The organism is Commensalibacter sp. Nvir, from assembly GCF_963921845.1.
Taxonomy (GTDB): Bacteria; Pseudomonadota; Alphaproteobacteria; order Acetobacterales; family Acetobacteraceae; genus Commensalibacter.
Genome location: NZ_CAWUGZ010000041.1, coordinates 1 through 18,557 on the forward strand (window position 1 = coordinate 1; position 18,557 = coordinate 18,557).

General features: G+C 35.5%; 15 protein-coding genes. 6 read left to right on the forward strand and 9 right to left on the reverse strand.

Features of this window, described 5'->3' with window-relative positions; translation table 11 throughout:
- The first annotated feature begins 96 nt into the window (after window positions 1-96).
- Entirely contained in the window at window positions 97-651 is a 555-nt protein-coding gene (locus tag AABE15_RS03335; RefSeq protein ID WP_338329863.1) for a hypothetical protein, read from the forward strand.
- 46 nt (window positions 652-697) lie between these two features.
- Here the strand turns inward: AABE15_RS03335 and AABE15_RS03340 are convergent, their stop codons facing one another.
- Window positions 698-1,162, reverse strand: coding sequence for a lytic transglycosylase domain-containing protein (locus tag AABE15_RS03340; RefSeq protein ID WP_338329864.1), 465 nt, complete (start codon window positions 1,160-1,162; stop codon window positions 698-700).
- 811 nt (window positions 1,163-1,973) lie between these two features.
- The gene (locus AABE15_RS03345) at window positions 1,974-3,350 is read right to left on the reverse strand and encodes a M20/M25/M40 family metallo-hydrolase (RefSeq protein WP_338329865.1); all 1,377 of its coding nucleotides are present in this window, start codon (window positions 3,348-3,350) and stop codon (window positions 1,974-1,976) included.
- A 126-nt stretch (window positions 3,351-3,476) separates the two neighbouring features.
- Here AABE15_RS03345 and AABE15_RS03350 point away from each other — a divergent pair, with 126 nt between their 5' ends.
- Window positions 3,477-4,697 carry an MFS transporter gene (locus tag AABE15_RS03350; protein ID WP_338329866.1) on the forward strand — a complete coding sequence of 407 codons (1,221 nt, stop codon included), beginning with the start codon at window positions 3,477-3,479 and terminating at the stop codon, window positions 4,695-4,697.
- Between the two features lie 10 nt (window positions 4,698-4,707).
- A complete protein-coding gene (locus AABE15_RS03355) occupies window positions 4,708-5,271 on the forward strand; it encodes a TIGR00730 family Rossman fold protein (RefSeq protein WP_338329867.1) in 564 nt (187 codons plus the stop codon).
- A 53-nt stretch (window positions 5,272-5,324) separates the two neighbouring features.
- Here AABE15_RS03355 and AABE15_RS03360 read toward each other — a convergent pair whose 3' ends face one another.
- The 7 genes from AABE15_RS03360 to hpnA all read right to left on the reverse strand — a co-directional run bounded on the left by AABE15_RS03360 (window position 5,325) and on the right by hpnA (window position 13,641).
- Window positions 5,325-5,975, reverse strand: coding sequence for a hypothetical protein (locus tag AABE15_RS03360; RefSeq protein WP_338329868.1), 651 nt, complete (start codon window positions 5,973-5,975; stop codon window positions 5,325-5,327).
- Window positions 5,975-7,936 carry a squalene--hopene cyclase gene (gene shc, locus AABE15_RS03365; protein ID WP_338329869.1) on the reverse strand — a complete coding sequence of 654 codons (1,962 nt, stop codon included), beginning with the start codon at window positions 7,934-7,936 and terminating at the stop codon, window positions 5,975-5,977. The genes AABE15_RS03360 and shc overlap by 1 nt, the downstream gene beginning before the upstream one ends.
- Window positions 7,937-8,035: 99 nt before the next feature.
- Complete coding sequence (hpnE, locus tag AABE15_RS03370) at window positions 8,036-9,334, reverse strand: hydroxysqualene dehydroxylase HpnE (protein WP_338329870.1); 1,299 nt, start codon at window positions 9,332-9,334, stop codon at window positions 8,036-8,038.
- 8 nt (window positions 9,335-9,342) lie between these two features.
- On the reverse strand, window positions 9,343-10,242 hold the full coding sequence (gene hpnD, locus AABE15_RS03375; RefSeq protein WP_338329871.1) for a presqualene diphosphate synthase HpnD: 900 nt from the start codon (window positions 10,240-10,242) through the stop codon (window positions 9,343-9,345).
- A gap of 131 nt (window positions 10,243-10,373) precedes the next feature.
- A complete protein-coding gene (gene hpnC / locus AABE15_RS03380) occupies window positions 10,374-11,255 on the reverse strand; it encodes a squalene synthase HpnC (RefSeq protein ID WP_338329872.1) in 882 nt (293 codons plus the stop codon).
- Between the two features lie 5 nt (window positions 11,256-11,260).
- Complete coding sequence (locus AABE15_RS03385; RefSeq protein ID WP_338329873.1) at window positions 11,261-12,502, reverse strand: glycosyltransferase; 1,242 nt, start codon at window positions 12,500-12,502, stop codon at window positions 11,261-11,263.
- A gap of 158 nt (window positions 12,503-12,660) precedes the next feature.
- Window positions 12,661-13,641 carry a hopanoid-associated sugar epimerase gene (hpnA, locus tag AABE15_RS03390; protein ID WP_338329874.1) on the reverse strand — a complete coding sequence of 327 codons (981 nt, stop codon included), beginning with the start codon at window positions 13,639-13,641 and terminating at the stop codon, window positions 12,661-12,663.
- Between the two features lie 149 nt (window positions 13,642-13,790).
- On the opposite strand from hpnA, the gene AABE15_RS03395 reads away from it, so the two are divergent.
- From AABE15_RS03395 to AABE15_RS03405, 3 genes are all read left to right on the forward strand, one after another.
- Complete coding sequence (locus AABE15_RS03395; protein ID WP_338329875.1) at window positions 13,791-14,834, forward strand: lysylphosphatidylglycerol synthase domain-containing protein; 1,044 nt, start codon at window positions 13,791-13,793, stop codon at window positions 14,832-14,834.
- Window positions 14,835-14,892: 58 nt separating this feature from the next.
- Complete coding sequence (locus AABE15_RS03400) at window positions 14,893-15,774, forward strand: prephenate dehydrogenase/arogenate dehydrogenase family protein (RefSeq protein WP_338329876.1); 882 nt, start codon at window positions 14,893-14,895, stop codon at window positions 15,772-15,774.
- 1,192 nt (window positions 15,775-16,966) lie between these two features.
- A partial coding sequence (locus tag AABE15_RS03405) for an ATP-binding protein (RefSeq protein ID WP_338329877.1) occupies window positions 16,967-18,557 on the forward strand: 1,591 nt, incomplete at its 3' end.

An 18,557-nucleotide genomic window follows, 5' to 3' on the forward strand; every position in this document is an offset into this window, starting at 1 on the left:
GCTTAATACTGCTTAATAATAATTAATAATCTGTTATGATTACAATCATCGTTATTTTTAATCACTATAATTATTGCACTTGGATACTGTAGATTAATGTATGAAATTGAAATATTATCACTCCTATTTGATTCTGATTGGTATTTAGATGTGTATAAAGATGTTGCTGAAGCAAAAAGCGACCCTTTAGATCATTACCTATCGTATGGATACAAAGAAAAACGTAACCCCAATCGATATTTTGATACTAATTTTTATGCCACAGCTTACCCAGACGTAATGGCTAGCGGGCTTAACCCATTTATACATTATATTTTATATGGAGCTTCGGAAGGACGCTTACCCCGTTCACCCCATCAAAAAACAAATACTTATGTGAGAAACTTCACAATTCGCGAAGCTAAAACAGAAAAACATGAAAACGATTTATCATTAAATTACCCACAACCATCGGTAATTGAAAATGATAAAGTCAAAATAACAAATGGCTCTTCCCTCGCAAAAACAGGTACCAAAGCCAAAAATATGAAAGATGAATTATTACACTCTGTTAAATCAACAAAAGGAAAAACACGCTTAGATACTTCTAATACAGTACCAATACGGTCCATTTCCTCCCTTAAGAAAACCAATAAAAATCTAGAACTATAACAAATTCGATCTGATCTGATTTAATTTTACTCTGTATTCCAATACATCATTTTTTTAATATAATTTTTAAAAAACGTTTTTGATAAGACGAAAAATAGGGAACTGTTTTTTTTCTTTGTAAAAATTTTAAGCCCATCGCTCTTAGTATTTTTGATTGGTAAATCTGATTAAGATAAGGGGTATGAGAATAATAAAGCCCAGCAGCTTTAATTAAATTCCCCTTCGTCTGTTGACTGTAAAGTTTTATAATCGCTGCTGCTACAGCAATATTATAACAATCGTCACGTTTTAAACGCTCATAAATGTTTTCAGTTGATTTTTTTGTAGTCCTTTTAAGTGGAGTTATCCATTTTGTATTTATTTGCATAAGACCTAAGTCTTCAGTTCCATCTTTGTTGATAGAAATTTTAGCAGTGGCACCTCCTTCTAAACGTTGTATGGCAAATAATATAGTTTTTGGTACATGATAATATGACGAAGCAATAGCTATACATGCTGCTGGGTTAATCATGATCTAAATAAACCCTTTTTGAATTTTCACACGAAATGATCCCACAAAATTTACATAGTATAGCCCTCGAGTAAAAAAAGAAATCTTTATACTCTTAAAAAAACACAGAGACTCCAGGCAATATATTTTCTCTTTAAATGTATTTCCAAAACCAAGCGAAACTTTTTAAACGCTATCACTATTTTGTTTGAATACTTTCCTATAGAAAACATCTTAATATGTACAAAGATTGAACAATTTTTTGCTACATAATTTTAAAAAATCGACATCTAGTGATAACTCAGATTGATCGCAACTAACTACAACGCAACTAGATCAAAATAAATTTTGATCGTTTAGAGGGTTCTATTTATTGATTTAAATAAAATTGCTCTTGCAAATAGGGCTCAATCGATATTTTAACAATATTAAGAAAACTTCTTTATCTTATATTTCTCACGTTATACATTGCTTTTGCTTATTAAAAACGATGACGTACTGTCAAATGCTGACCACATATTACTTAAATTCGAAGCAAATATACGTAATGTTTAACCGTTTATTTTAACTTTAATTTTTCAAAGCTCTGTATGAATTAGCTATACGATCAAGTCGTATACCAAAAACTACGAATCCTTATAAAAAAATCAAAAATCCATTGAAAAATTAATAATTAAATTTTTTAACGCATAAATTTAACACGGCTTTCAACTAACATAAAATCTTGTTAAAGAGCACTAATCCTGATAAAAAAAACACAAAATCATGTTTGTTTAACAGCTCTAAAAACTAAACTTAAAATATATTCAACTTGCTTAGCAAAGGTTTTATACTAATTTTGTAAAGCATACAGAATACGCACCCAGGAACGTATTCCTTTATGAAATGAGCGCAAATTATACTTCTCGTTTGGCGAGTGTATGCAGTCATCAGGATTAGAAAATCCGATTAAAATAGATTCAATACCGAGCTGCCTCTGAAATTCACCGACCACAGGGATGGCACTTCCACTACCTACAATGGCTGTTTCACATTCCCACTCTTCATCAAGGGCTTTCTTTACCCTTTCTATTCTAGGATTGTTTAACGAGACCATAGTTGCTGGTGCAGCACCAAAAGATTTAAATTCCACTCGACAGTCTTTAGGAACGATGGCTTGAACAAACTCTCGAAAACTATCTCTAATTTTAAATGGGTCTTGCTTACCGACTAAACGAAAAGAAATTTTTGCGGAAGCCATAGCAGGTATAATTGTTTTAAATCCCTCCTCTTGATAGCCTCCTGTAATTCCATTAACCTCAAAACTCGGACGACACCACGTCTGTTCTATAGCCCTGTAATTTTTCTCTCCAGGTGGCTGCTTTAAACCAATTGGTGTTAATAAATCATTGTCATTCTTTCCAATTTTTTGCCATAACGCGCGAACATGATCAGATATTTCAGGGACCCCTTCGTAAAAATTTTTAAGTGTTATCCGTCCTTGATCGTCTCGTAATGATGAAATAATTTGCGTCAGAATATGTATAGGATTTTGAGCGGCATTACCGTATAGTCCAGAGTGCAAATCCCTATTCGCTCCATGTATTATAATCTCTTCACTCACCAAACCTCGAACCATTGCGGTGATTGCAGCCCTAGTGGGTGTAGCCATATCGGTGTCACAAATAAACGAGACATCACAATTTAATTGCTCTTTGTAACGCGCGATAAATTCAGGGAGATGCTCCCCACCACTTTCTTCTTCACCTTCGAGTAGAACAGTAATATTGATAGGTAGTGACCGATTTTGATTAAAAATCACGCGACATGCTTCCAAAAACGTCAAAATCTGCCCTTTATCGTCGGCAGCTCCCCGTCCATGAATAATTTTTTCACCAGTTGCCGTCTCTCTGATACAGGGTTCAAAAGGATTAATTGTCCATAACGTTATTGGATCGACAGGTTGCACATCGTAATGGCCATAAAAAAGTATAGTAGGGACATTCTTGTGAACAAAAGATTGAGCAAGCACGATGGGTTGACCTTTTGTTAAGTGGCATTGTGCTTTAAAACCTATTTCTTCAAGATATTTTTTCAACCATACGGCCGCTTTCTCACACTCATTACTATACCGAGAATCTGCAGAAATACTTTGAATACGTAATAATTCGAATAGCCTTTTTAACGACGCAGGTAGCGATGTATCTACTTCTTGGAGAATTGTTTTCATTATCTTCAGCTTTCTCGATATACGGAATAGATTTATAGTTTTATAAAAGTACAACACGTTGTAAAATAATTTATTCAATATTTAATCATTTTATTTAAGGTTCTAAACAAAGAATTGAATATTCATATGCCTTTTCGCCTTATAAAAGTTAACCCCATTACTCGAAAAATCCTCGTAGTAGCCGCGTTTAACCTTATTTGTTACATTAACGTCGGTATGCCCTTTGCCGCTGTCCCTCTATATGTAAACAACCAATTGCATTTTAATTCGATTATCGCTGGCATGGCGGTATCTATGGCATATATCTCTACCTTTTTGAGCCGACCGAGTGCTGGAAAATGGATTGATACGAAAGGAGCAAAGAGTTCTGTAATTATTGGACTTCTTTCAAGTGCTGGTGGGGGTGTTTTTACGCTTATAGGGGCTTATTGCCAAGCCATACCTTATTTAGCCTTATGCCTGATTATTTTTGGACGTTTCTGCATTGGCGCTTCTGAAAGCTGGGCATCGACGGCAACAAACTTATGGAATATAGAGCGAGTAGGCATTAAAAATGCAACTTATGTCATTTCTTGGAACGGGGTCACATCGTATGGCGGTATGGCGTTGGGTGCTCCTCTAGGAATTTATTTGTCTCACTTACCAGGTTTTTGGGGCGGCTTAAACAGTATAGCTCTTCTGACAACTCTTTTTGCTTTAATTTCAGCCCTTATCACATTCACAGTACCCGGAATTCCCCCAAGGGAATGCAACAAAAGGTTACCCTTTGCCCAAGTGTTTACCCGTGTATTTCCAACAGGAACCTGCTTAGGTTTGGGAACCGTAGGATTTGGTAGTATTCAAGCTTTTATTGCGTTGTATTTCGTAGTCAATCATTGGTCTGGATCCGCTTACGCTATAAGTATTTTTGGATTTAGTTTTGTTACAATTCGATTTATCTTTAAAAATATGATTATACGCTATGGCGGCTATATCGTTGCTATTGTGTCTCTACTTTTTGAAAGCCTTGGGCTATATTTAATCGCGACCAGTCACTCTATACTCGGGAGTTACATTGGTGCCGGATTAACAGGTAGCGGGTTTTCTTTGGTTTATCCAGCCTTAGGTGTTATTGCCATTGCAAAAGTTGGCGCAGAAAACAGAGGCTCAGCCTTAGCCTGTTTTTCTTTATTTTTAGATATAGCCCTTTTTATTGCAGGACCTCTACTAGGAGCTATCCACTTCTACTTTGGTTACTATTGGTTATTTATGTGTTCCGCCCTGATAACTTTTGCCGGTGTTATCTTAGCTTTTACGCTGTATCATCAATCAAAACAACTCCTGGACGCATCATCTCCTTCAAGCTGAGGTTAACTCTATGGCTTTTTATCGATACTCTGTGACCGTTTTTTGCGGATCACGTGACGGAAATAATTTTAATTATACACTGGCTGGAAAGGAATTCGCCGCAGGCCTCGTAACCCGTAATATTCGTCTTATCTTTGGTGGCGGCAATGTGGGCATAATGGGAACCGTTTCCGATGCCGTTTTAGATTTAGGAGGCTGCGTCAAAGGAATAATTCCCAATTTTTTACAGAAAACCGAAGGGAAACACTCTCGAATAAAAGATTTAATTGTCACCGAAACTATGCATCAGCGTAAACAATTACTGTATAGAGACGCAGATGCTTTTGTCTGTTTACCAGGAGGCCTCGGTACATTTGATGAAATTTTTGAAATTATGACATGGAAGCAACTTCACCTCCATCGCAAACCTATCATCATTGCTAACGTTAACAATTGGGCAGATCCCTTTTTCGACATACTAAATTCTATTATCCATGAAGGCTTCGCACATAAATCAATCCTACAACTATGCACAAAAGCACAGAATATTGCAGAAGTCTTTTCACTTTTAGATAATCACTTTAAATCAACATAATTTGATGCAATTAATTTCTATATTGTTATAAATAAATTCAAGAAACATTAACCCTATTTGTTAATTTTGTTCACATAGCGTTTTAAACGCCAATAAGCAATACTTGCATCAAACCCTAAAGCCATTAAATCCCAACATTGAATAGGATTTGTCAAAAAACTATTTACAATTGAAAAAAAATTTAAAGTTCCTTTCTGAGAAAGCGCTATACAAGCAACAGGGGGTAAATCGCGCAGTGCAGAGTCACAGACGACTCTTAAAGCAGCAAATGGAATATTATTTTTTTGACAATATTCAGCGACAATACCGCTTTCCATATCAACAGCCAAACAAGCGGTATCTTGAAACAGCTTTTTTTTCTCAGCAGAAGATTTTATTGCTTCGTCAGAATGAAGCAGAGCACCAATTTTTACGTCAGATCGTTCTGCGCCTAATTTCAATCTTAGAAACGGGTTTGGCATATAGTCTTTTTTTTCTGTACAAATTACACTAGGTAATAAAATGGATCCAGGCTTAATTAGAGGGTCCAACCCCCCAGCAAACCCAAAAGAAACAACAGCATCAATTTGTGTTTTCAATAAACGCTCCATAGCCATTTTAGCCCCTAGATCTGTAGCCCCACTGACTTCGATCGCGGCAGGATGTAAAGCATTGGCTAACTGTGCTTCTGATTGCATGCCAACAATTACACCGATACGATGCATTAAAAACCAACCTCTATTTTACCTGTATTACTTGATTGCAAATTACGATATCTTGCAAGAGCAAATAATGGGAAAAACTGTCGATAACCGTGATACCGTAAATAAAATACTCTTGGAAAACCCACAGCGTTGTAAGGGTCTTCATCCCATTGTCCCTCTTCATCTTGTTGACTAATCAACCAAGCAATTCCTCGTTGAACAGCAAGATGTTGATGCTGGCCAGCTGCCATCAATCCAAGAAGTGCCCAAGCGGTTTGTGAGGGTAGGCTTTGATGATACTGCCCTTGTACACCCTCTTCATAAGATTCTTCACCTTCTCCCCATCCACCATCTTCTCTTTGAACGCTAATAAGCCATTCCACCGCTTTACAAATCATAGGATCTTTTCTATCGATATCAGCAGCATTTAAAGCACAAAGAACCGACCACGTTCCATAAATGTAATTTGTACCCCAGCGGCCAAACCATGCCCCTGATTTTTCCTGTTCTGCTCGAAGAAAATATAAAGCTTTATCAATAATAGGTTTGTCTTCGTCATGCCCTAACTGTGACAAAAAAGAAACACAACGCGCTGTTACATCGGCTGTTGGTGGATCCAGCAATGCGCCATGATCGGAAAAAGGAATATGATTGAGCAACATTTTATTATTATCGATGTCAAAAGCTCCCCATCCTCCGTTAGAACTTTGCATACCAATAATCCATTGTCTTGCTCTTTCGATAGACTCCTGATAATCAGGATTTCCTTGCCGATTAAGCAGCATACCAACCACGGCGGTATCATCCACATCGGGGTAATAATCATTTTCATATTGAAAAGCCCACCCTCCAGGAGCTAAATTGGGACAGTTAATTGCCCAATCCCCTTTAACATCAAGAATTTGTCGATACTTTAACCAATCCAGCCCCTTTGATAATTTATTCAGGGTTGCTTCACGGTGATGCGCGCGTACACCAGAAACTGCCTCTATAATGGCATGTCCTGTCAAGGCAGTATCCCAAATAGGGGAAACACAAGGTTGGCAGTAAGCTTCTTTATCAGAAATAACAATTAATTTTTGAACAGATGCCCACGCGATACTCGCTCGCGGGTCGTCATCTTTTACATTAAGAGCCCGATAAGCCATGACGGCATTAGCCATCGCAGGGTAAATCGCACCCAACCCATTTTCTCCGTTTAACCTCAAATCAACAAATTCCATCGCTTTATCAATCGCCATTTGTCTAAGACGTTGAGGAATAAATTTTTCAGCCGGCCTGACCACTTGATCAAGATATTTAAACAAATATCCCCATTGCGAACGAAAAGGCCCCTTAATCCATTTTTTAATTTTGTCGGGTGGCGTTAAAAAAAGCTCTTGTATATGAACATTTTTGGGATTAATAGCCTTTGGTTTTAAAGCGGCCAAAACAACGAGCGGGGCAATTACCGTACGAGACCAATAAGACATATTCCATACGGAAAAAAGAGCTTGCTTAGGCATCAACATTAATTCAACAGGCATGGCAGGTGTAGCACACCATGGCACTTCCCCAAATAAAGCCATTTGAAAACGCGTAAAGACATTGGCAGTTTCTGCCCCACCATGGGAAAGAATAGCCTCTCTGGCACGCTTCATATGAGGCGCATCACAGTTGTCACCAATCGCTTTTAATGCAAAATAGGCTTTTACCGAAGCAGAGATATCAAATTTACCATCGTAATATAAAGGCCAACCGCCATGGTCCCCCTGTATTCTTCTTAAATACACACCTATTTTTTGTTCCAAATCCTCATCTATACGATCGAGAAAGTGCTCTAATAAAATATACTCGGCAGGTATTGTTGCATCCGCTTCTAGTTCAAAAACCCAATGTCCGTCTTTATGCTGACGACTAATAAGAAAATTTTGTGCTTGGAAAATGGCATCATCTAATGTTTCAATTACCTTATTTTTTAAGGGAACACTACGGCCTGTCATGATCGAATATTTCCTTTAACCTTTAATAAACACCAAGCATAATCATAAAACAATTTTTTAATACGCATTCAATAACACGTTGTAAGAATAGTGCCTATGTTAACTTAAACAAGAAACAGCTTGCGCTGCACTCCAACCAGAACGCATTGCCCCTTCTATTGTTGAAGGCAATCCGGTCTCGGTCCAATCCCCTGCTAAAAATAAATTTTTTAAAGGCGTATAACACGATGATCTCAGTTTTAGCTGCTCATTAGAAGCCAAGAAACTAGCTCTCTTTTCCCACAACAACCGGTGCGGCGGCACAATCTCTGGTAAATTACTATCAACAATTGGATTCAAAACGAATTGTACTTCTTTCCATATTAAGTTAATTAAATTCTCTGTTGAACACCCTGTTAACCGATTAGCAGCGCTAACCGTTACGGAAATAACGCCCGCTTTGATAAATATCCACTCACTTATTCCACCTATAACACCAATGAATCGAGCTCGGTTAACGCTACCTTTCGTATTTAACTTAAAATCAACAGCATAATGTATATTGAGAATACTTTCGAATTGGTTGGGTATTTTAATTTCTCGAGCAATAGGAAATAGTAATTGTGTTAAGGCATAGGGATGGATAGCAAGAATAACTTTGTCCTTTTGACCTAATTCAACTTTTCCACGACTCGTTATAAAATAATCAATGCGATCGTCATTAACGTGTAATTCCACCAATCGAGATTGAGTATAAGCTTGCCCCCCTTGTACTTTTATAAGAGATAATGCCGGGTAAACAAAAGTTTCAGACAATCCCTCTCTGGCCAAATACGGTATGCATTTCATTCCACCTTTTGCCAAAGACTGCTTTATAACTGAGCTAAGTAGTATAGCACTTGCCCTTTCGTTGGTCGTATTTAAAACCGAAATAGAAAAAGGCCATAACAATCGTCGCGATAACTGACCTTCGACCAAGCAATCTGCAACCGTATCTTTATCACTGGCTTTTAACAAATGATAAAAAGAAATTAATTCTTTTAAACGATAATCAGGAACATTAGATTTGGAAGAAAACAACCACCAAGGTATTTTCCCTTTAGATAAACAAATATTCCAACGCTTATTCTCTTCCAAGTCAATGAATGGAAAAAAGGGCTTGCCCGAGCTAATTAATTGATCTTCTGAATTTAAAGTTTGTAAATACTTAAATACCGTTTCATTACTGGATAAAATAAGATGCGTGCCATTGTCTATTAAACGCTGTAAAGCAGGATCATAAAAGGATCTTGCTCTTCCACCGAATACCCGACTGCCTTCATGTAAATTAATTTGCAATTCTTGTTGATGAGAAAGAAAAACAGCAGACGATAATCCTGCTAATCCTCCGCCTATAATATGGATATGACTTTTAACCATGTCCTTACTTAACTTTTCTTAAGCTGAAATACACTAAATGATAAACTAAATAAAGCCAACACCAATTTTTCAACTTTTGAAAGAGAGACCTTCTTGAAAGGAGGGCGCCAACCCAGCCTTTTTTGTTTAAAAAGCAAAAATTGATACGAAACAGCCATAATCCTAGCAGGGAAAATTGCTTTGGGATCGCAAAATGAAATCGCCTTTTTAGCCTGTCGGAAATGATCTTGGGCTCGATAATATACAATATTAGCCACTTCGTGAATAAGAGGAGAACACACACAAGCATTAGGATCCAAAGGAAGATGGAACCGTTTCAAAAGCTCTTTCGGTAAATACAAACGCCCATGAAGAGCATCTTCTTCAATATCTCGTAAAATATTCGTTAGTTGTAATGCACGGCCGAGATGATACGCAACATTTTGAGCTGCTTTAGAGCTATCTCCAAATATACGGACCGCTAATCTTCCAACAGCAGAAGCAACTCGATCGCAATATAAATCAAGCGTGACTTCATTCGGTGCAACAATAGGGTTATCGATATCCATTTCCATGCCATCAATAATATCTATGAAATCCTTTTGCTGAAGATCATAACGACGAATGGCATTTTGCAATACACGTTCTACAGAGTCGGCGGCTTTTCCTTCATATAGCCGAGCTATCCGTTCACGCCAATTTTGTAAAAGACGATGTTTATCAACACTATCTCCACCTTCATCAGCAATATCGTCAACATTGCGACAAAAACTATATAAGGCATACATACTATAACGACATTCAGGAGCTAAAACTTGCATGCCTGCAACAAAAGATGTCTTTGAGCCACGGACAATTGCTTCGACATAACTCAGATCAAACTCGCTACATCCCATAATCTGTGCAGTTTCAGTTAAGAGTTTACGCATAGTTTAATAGATTCCCTAAGTTTGAAAAATGAATTAAAATAACGAAAATTTTAATAGCCCGTTTACAAAAAATGATCAATTGAGCTTATTATTTTTATAAGTCACTGTTTTAAAAAGCAATCTTAAATATTTTAGAAAAACTGTGCAAACGCTTTAAGTATTGACGACGCGATATCTTTTTTTCCAAGTTTCACGCGCGCTGATAATGGATCTTGTTCTCTCAAATTTTTGGCTAATTTTTGAGATAAAAAAACGATAATAGCACTTTCTAATTTCAATCGTCTGTCTTTGATTAACTTAGGTAAATATTCAGCCTCATGATTGAAAACATCAACATAATCAAGCAGCTTATCAAAAACTTTCCTTAAAAGCGGACTCGTTGTGGATTTTCTTAATGCCTGAACATGTATCTCTTTATTTTCAAGCATATCTAGAGGAATATAACAGCGATCAAGCTCTATTAAATCATTTTTACAATCTTGAAGATGATTTAAAATTTGTAAAGCTGTACATAATGCATTGGAAGCATGTATTGCCTGATGTTCTTCTTGATGCAACGTTAATAAAAAATGTCCAACAGGATTAGCTGAATACTGACAGTAAGTTGCAAGTTCTTCAAAGCTAGAATATCTGTTTTTGACAGCATCTTGACGAAAAGCAATGAGTAGATCGGTTGCCGTATTAAAAGGTATATTCATTTCAATTAAAGTATTTCGCAAGTACCGCGCTGTCAAAATATCTGAACGATCTGGTGCAGGTTCATCATGGCATAAAACCGCTTCCATACCTTTTAGTCGCTTAATTTTTTGCTCTGCACTTAGAACATTACTATCCGCTATATCATCAATAACACGGGCAAAATTATAGTAAGCTTTAACGTGCGGGCGAAATTTCCGTTTAATTACCAATGAACCAACTGGAAAATTTTCATCTTTGGCCTTTTTCCCTGAAGAAACATCTTGCATTCCCCAAATTGACGCATCGTATAAAAAGGATGTTTCCAATACGGTCATTGTTTTTATTGATCCTCATATGTTTCAAAAGAGGTTTGATCACAATAGAGTTTTTGGCGGTGTTGCTTTTCAGACACTGAATTTGCATATGTACGCCCTTTCCAGACCATACCTTTACCACAAAAATAATTAATTGCCGAACCCAGGGTCGCCAAAAGATAAAATGCGGCAATAAAAGGCAAAACAAAGATCCATAAATAAGATCGATTAAAGCGGGATAAAGTTGGGACAAATGTAATAATTGACATAATATAAGTGGCTAAAGACAATTTTTCTGTAAGATCAGTGGTAATAAATATACAAAGAAAAGGAGTAAACCACATTAAGGACATAAGCATTATCGTAAGGAGCAACAAAATACGAGAATAACCTAACTGGACATAGGCTGTTCGAGTGATCATATTCCAAATATCTTGAATTTGACAGTAAGATCTCAAAGAAGTCGCTAACAAACTGTGGCCAAGATAAATGGATCCACTTTTTTTCTTGACCAATGCTGCTAGCGTTACATCATCGATCAAGGCCGACTTCAAAGCCGAAATTCCGCCAATCTTTTTAAGAGCGCTGCAACGAATTAATACAGTACCTCCTGCGCCAGCGGCTACACGAGAAGATGGGTTATTTACTTTTTTAAAGGGATAAAGCATACAAAAAAAATAAACAAAAGCTGGAATAAAAGCTTTTTCGAATAAAGATTGACATCTTAACCGAACCATTTCAGATACTTGGTCTAAATTTTCATTCAATGCCTTATCTACTAGGGTTGTAAGATGTGAAGGGCTATGGAAAATATCCGCGTCCGTAAAAAAATAAAAATCGTCTTGTAATTTTTCTTTACTTTTCAAATAGGTCATACCTTGAGATAAAGCCCATAATTTTCCACTCCATCCTTCTGGTCGTGCGAAAGATTCTATAAGAGTTAAACGATTTTTTAAATTATCCGACAATGTTTTTTGAATATTTTTTACGATTTCTGCCGTATTGTCGGAACTCGCGTCATTAACCACCAAAATTTGAAAATAGCCTGGGTAATCTTGCTGAATCAAAGAACGAGAGACCTCTCCTATAGTCTGAGCCTCGTTTCTTGCGGGAACAATGACATAAACATTGGGCCAATTTTTCCGCTTACTTTGTTTTCGAGAATCAATTGGATATAAAAAAGGCCCTTTACTCCAAAAACGTCCATGAAAAAAACATAACCATAACCATATCGCAAACGATAGTACAGACAAAACAATCATAACCATATTTAGATAATTTAGCTAAACCAAATCATCTATCCTAATTTATTAACTTCAGTTTAGATTTCATAATTTTGAAAAATACGTTTTTAATAAGTATAATTTCACTACTTATTAATCTATTCTTAACCTTTGTATCAACTTTTAATATTTCATCCAATAAATTAATGATTTTTTTGAAACCAGTTTACTGCATCTTGTATTGCTTCTCGCGCTGGTCTAAAATGATATCCAAGTTCTTTTTGAGCTTTAGCAGATGAAAAAAACATTTTTTTATAAGACATCATAAGCATTTCACGTGTAACGCGTGGCTGAATACGAAAATACTTAGCGAGCCATTCCGAAACAATGGCGGCTGGCCAAATTATTTTTTGGTTTAAACGTAATAAAGGCGGTTTAACATTTGCTACACGGGCAACAGCGGCGAAAAATTCGGCTAAAAGCATATCTTCACCCCCTAAAATATACTTTTCTCCGACCACTCCATGTTCTAGAGCCAATATATGGCCTTCTGCCACGTCATCCACATGCACAATATTTAACCCCGTATCAACGTAAGCTGGCATTTTGCCAGAAATACAATCAACAATCATTTGCCCAGTGGGCGTAGGTTTTATATCTCTAGGACCAATAGGTGTTGAAGGGTTAACAATCACAGCAGGAAGATGTTCTTCTTTAATAAGTTTTAAAACGTTTTGTTCTGCTTGATATTTCGATTGTTTATAAGCACCTATAATAGTATGAATAGGGGTCTCTTCATCCGCTATGCTTCCGTCGCCTAATAGACCTAGGGCAGCAACGGAAGAACAATAAACAATTTTACGAATTCCTGCTTGTTGTGCCAAAACCATAAGTGACTTAGTACCCTTAACATTGGTTTGGATCATACGATCCACATCGGGTACCCACAATCGATAATCTGCAGCAATATGAAAAAGATAAATACAATCATTCAGTGCTTTAACATAGGTCTCTGGTTGTAAAAGATCTCCTTCAACATACTCAAGATCCAATCCATTTAAATTTCGCTTATCACTATTGGGACGAACTAGTACTTTAAGAGAGTATCCTTTTTTGAGCAGCTGGCGCACAACAGCTGAACCAACAAATCCTGTAGCGCCAGTTATAAATGTTTTAACAACCATTTTTTCTCTCATTACTTTAGTGATAAAATTCTTTTTTACATTTGCTTGATAAACTTACAACTTGCATTGTCGTTATAATTAGTTCTAATAACTATTTGATTCACAAGACAAGTAATAAATTTCGAGTAAGATTGAATAAGCAGGTTAATTTGAAAAGAATTTCCATTCTCCTATTTTTAATTGGATTAGGCGTCACGATTGCTGGTGTTGCTTGGATCGGAGCGGACAGTATCTTTAAATCTGTTTTCTCTATCGGTTTAAACCATTTGTTGTTACTAACCTTATGGCAAATTTTTGTCATTGCTTTACTCAGTACTGCTTGGCGTTCTATTTGTCCTGAATTAGGGTTGTTACGTTTATTTTGGGCCAGAACCTTAAGAGAAGCCGCCGCAACCTGTTTACCTTTTTCGCAAATCGGGGGAATCTTACTTGGTGTTAGAGCCGTTTGCTTTAAAGAATACCGATTTATAGATAATCCTGAAAACCTTTCTATAGCCCAAGGAATAAGCTCTAACATTGTTGATGTCACAACAGAAACTCTTGGTCAGGCACTCTTTACCCTGATCGGCATTTTTATTTTTGTTTCAGGTGGCTACCATATCAATCTGCAAGAAATTAATATTTTTGGAAATTACGTTAATTTAAAGTGGATAATTTTTATCGGCAGTATTTTTCTTGCTGCAGCTCTTGTTCCTCTAATCTGGACACAAAGACAAGGATGTATAATTTTCCAAAAAATTTTTCGTTGGTTAAGCGCTCATATTGCTCAACAATGGAGCGGAAAATTAGCGGCTAATGCCGACTTGTTGCAAAAATCTCTCGATCAGATTTGGTCAAGACCACAACGCGTGATACGAAGTTGTTTAATACATTTTCTTTGCTGGGTAATGAGCGCTTTAGGAACTTGGGCTTGCTATATTTTTTTGGGCGCTCATATAAATATTTTAGAAGCTATAACAATTGAGGCATTAGTATGTGTCACCCTTTCCATAGGTTTTTTAATACCCGCTAGTATTGGCATCCAAGAGGGTGCTTATGTCATTTTGGGTACTATTTTTGGTATTGACCCCCATCTATCTTTTGGTTTGTCGATTTTAAGAAGAGCAAGAGATATAATTATTGGGGTTCCGGCCCTAGCCATATGGCAAGTAACTGAAATACGATATTTGCATAAATATAGACAAAACAAATGACAAATTTAATTAATGATCTGTATAGCTTTTAATAAAATGTATTAAAATTGAAAAAAAAATGAGCACACCGTTATTTAATCACATTACTATCATAGGCCCAGGCCTCATCGGATCCTCGATTCTTAGACGCATTCAAAAAGATCGTTCAATTGCGAAAACAAGTACTGCCTATGACATTGACCCAAAAGTTTGTGATAGAGTTAGAGTATTAAAAATAGCAGACCAAGTTGTTAATGATCCTGAAGAAGCTGTCCAAACTGCTGATTGTGTTGTTCTTTCCGTCCCTGTAGGTGCTATGGGTAGCGTAACTAAGGAAATAACTCCTTACATGAAAAAAGGTTCCATACTAATTGACACGGGTTCAACCAAAGCTTCAGTAATTAATGCTATAAAACCTTATCTTACAGAAAATATGACTTACGTACCCTCTCATCCCATGGCTGGAACAGAATTTTCTGGCCCAGACGCAGGGTATGATACTTTATTTGAAAACCATTGGTGCTTATTGACCCCAACCGAAGATTCAACACCCGAAAGTATCGAAAAAATTACTAAATTTTGGCAGATGATGGGAGCAAATATACGATGTTTAGAAGTCAAGCATCACGACAAAGTTTGTGCTATTATTAGCCATTTGCCTCATTTGTTAGCCTTTACAATTTGTAATACGGTAAATCACCTTTCTGAAGAAACGCGCACAGAGGTTTTAGATTATGCGGCACCCAGTTTCAGAGATTTCACCAGAATTGCTTCTTCCGATCCAACAATGTGGAGAGACGTATTTATTAATAACCGCAAAGCTTTATTAGAAATGCTCGCACGATTTACTGAAGATACTCAAGCGATGGCTAAAGCTATTCGCTGGCAAGATGGAGAATATATTACTGATACTATTGTACAAGCACGAAAAATTCGTAAATCTATCGTTGACGATAAATAATTTTACCTTTTACTTGATTAGCGCAGGTGAATTTAATTAAATTCAAGCGTTTCATATCAGTTCTATTAAAGCAATAAGATATTTATTTTAATAGTAAACAAAAATCAGAATTTAAAAAATGTAATTTTTATAATTAATGTACCTTCGTTACTGAAATTTATTTAATTTTGATAGTATTAGTTTTATTTTAAGTCATCGAAGAATTGTAATACTTTTGTATTTTTATAAAAATCCAAGACAATCTATTGAGATAATAATAAAATTTAATAAATGAAACTATTATTATATAGAGTATAAAAGCTATAAAGAATAAAAGTTTTTTATACGTTTATCTGCATGAATCGGTTTTTATTTAAAAAATGAAATTTAAAACTATTTTTGCTGATATTATTACATAATAATGTATGATAATTGTACTTATCCAAATAAAACTTAGCCATTTTTTAACATAAGATTATTGAAAAATCTTCTCATAATTATATACCGGCAGGGACTTCACTTTTCACATTTTTATACCCCTTGTTAATGCTAACTTTTGTAAAATCGGGCAACGTCTGGGCATCTTTTTCACTTTTCATTGGCATTTGTAGATCCATATAGCCACATGAGTGATTTAGCTATTTTTATTTTAAAGAACAATAATTTCGTTAAACTGTTAAAAACACAAGACGTTAAAAGTAGATTTGCTCAGCCTTTAAGATTTTCTCATTCTTGTTTTCATTATTGAATTTTTCTGTTAATACTTTTTTAAAACCAATAGACTAATACTGCTAACTAAATATTACCAAAGAAAAAGTAAGTAAAATACTTACAATGGGAAGAGTTCTAATTTTTATAAATTTTTTATATATCAACTAATTTTGTATCGAAATTACCATTTCAATACATATTTTTTTACTCTTAAAACTCATACTAAATAAAGATTTTTTTACTTTTAGGAAAAATATTGACCACCTAATAGTTTGTGCCATATTTCATTGTACGTTTATGTAATATCCATTGCACTATTTATGTTTTACTATGTTTATTTAATGCACAAAAAACAAATAAAAGTATAAATAAATACTAATTAAAACCTAATCTATATTTGTTTGTTAGAGAGAAATTAATTTTTAAGATTAGAACATAAAAATTTTTTGATTTTACAATTAAAAACGTCAATATTTAAAAATTAATATTACAAAGGTTCGCTATGACAAAACCCAAAGTCCCTAAACTACTCGATATTAAGCAACTTAGTGATAGTTTTAATTGGGACAAAAGTTATTTGGGAAAACGTGAAAAGTGGCCTCACGATTTAGAAACGCTTTTTTCTCTCATTTTAAACACGCCCACTCCTATGATCATTTACTGGGGTACTCACTATGTGGCCTTATATAATGATGCCTACGCTTCTCTTATTGGATCAAAACATCCAGCCTTATTAGGCAGACCTTTTCACCAAATTTGGCCCGAACGAAAAGCACATTTTGATAAAATTGCAAACGCCATATACAGACAAGAAACTATAAAATATGTTTCAAAATATAAAATTCCCGGGAAAAACACTAACAATGCTTTACAACAGTTGGAGGTAACTTTTAGCCCAATCTATAATTCGAACGAAGAAATACAAGGTTTGTTTAGTATCGTTATTGAAACCCCAAAATATCTCACGCATTTTCAAAAAACTACTGAACAATTTATCGGCGGGCTTGCACATGATTTTAACAATTTATTAGGAGGTATTGTTGGAAATCTTGAATTAATGAAAATGCGTATTCAACAAAATAAAATAGATACAATTGATCGTTATATTCAAGCAGCTCAAGAAGCAACCTCTCACGCCTCAGCTATTACGCATCAGTTACTTTCTTTTTCTCGTAGACAAACGTTGGTCTCACAAATTATAGAGCCAAACCAAATTATTTTATCCCTTCAGCAAAATTTCAACACTTTAATCCATTCACATCTTAAACATTCCATTGATTTCCAAATTAATTTAGATCCCTCTATCTGGTGTATTTTTTGCAACGCAGAACAATTCAAAAATGCCATTTTAAATATTTTTACCAACGCATGCGAAGCCATAAACCCTATAAATGGTCGTATTACTATTTCCACTAAAAATACGACCGTTACTATAAGCCATCCTGTAAGAACCCATTTAAAACCAAATGATTATATTATTATAACAATAGAAGACAATGGTGATGGAATGACGGAAGAAATCTTGAACCATGCCGTTGACCCCTTTTTTACCACGAAACCATTAGGGAAAAGAGCGGGATTAGGACTCTCAATGGCCTACGGCTTTGCCAAACAATCTAGTGGAGATTTACTGATAGATTCAGTTCAAAATCATGGCACGTGTATTAGTCTTTTTCTTCCTAAATATAGACAATCTATGTTAACTGAAAAAAAAATCAGTTATGAATTTAACAATAATAAGCAAGTTTCTCTTATCGTATCAAAAGACAACCATTTATGTACTTGGTTGAGCGAAAATTTAGAAGATTTAGGCTATACGATAATAGTCGCTCAAACAAAACACGAAGCAATAACTTTTTTGAAAGTGAATCCAAACATAAAATTTATTATTATTGATGCGGAGCTGATTACAAAAGCTGACACAATTTTGATTGATAAACTTTTCTTAAAAAATCCTTTATTACCTATAATTTTTGTTACAGGACATAATAACATCACCGTTTATCTAAAAAAGGTTTTTGATAAAACTCATTTTATTATACGAAAACCTCTCAGTTACTCTTTATTGGCAAACCATATTAGAACCATAGAAA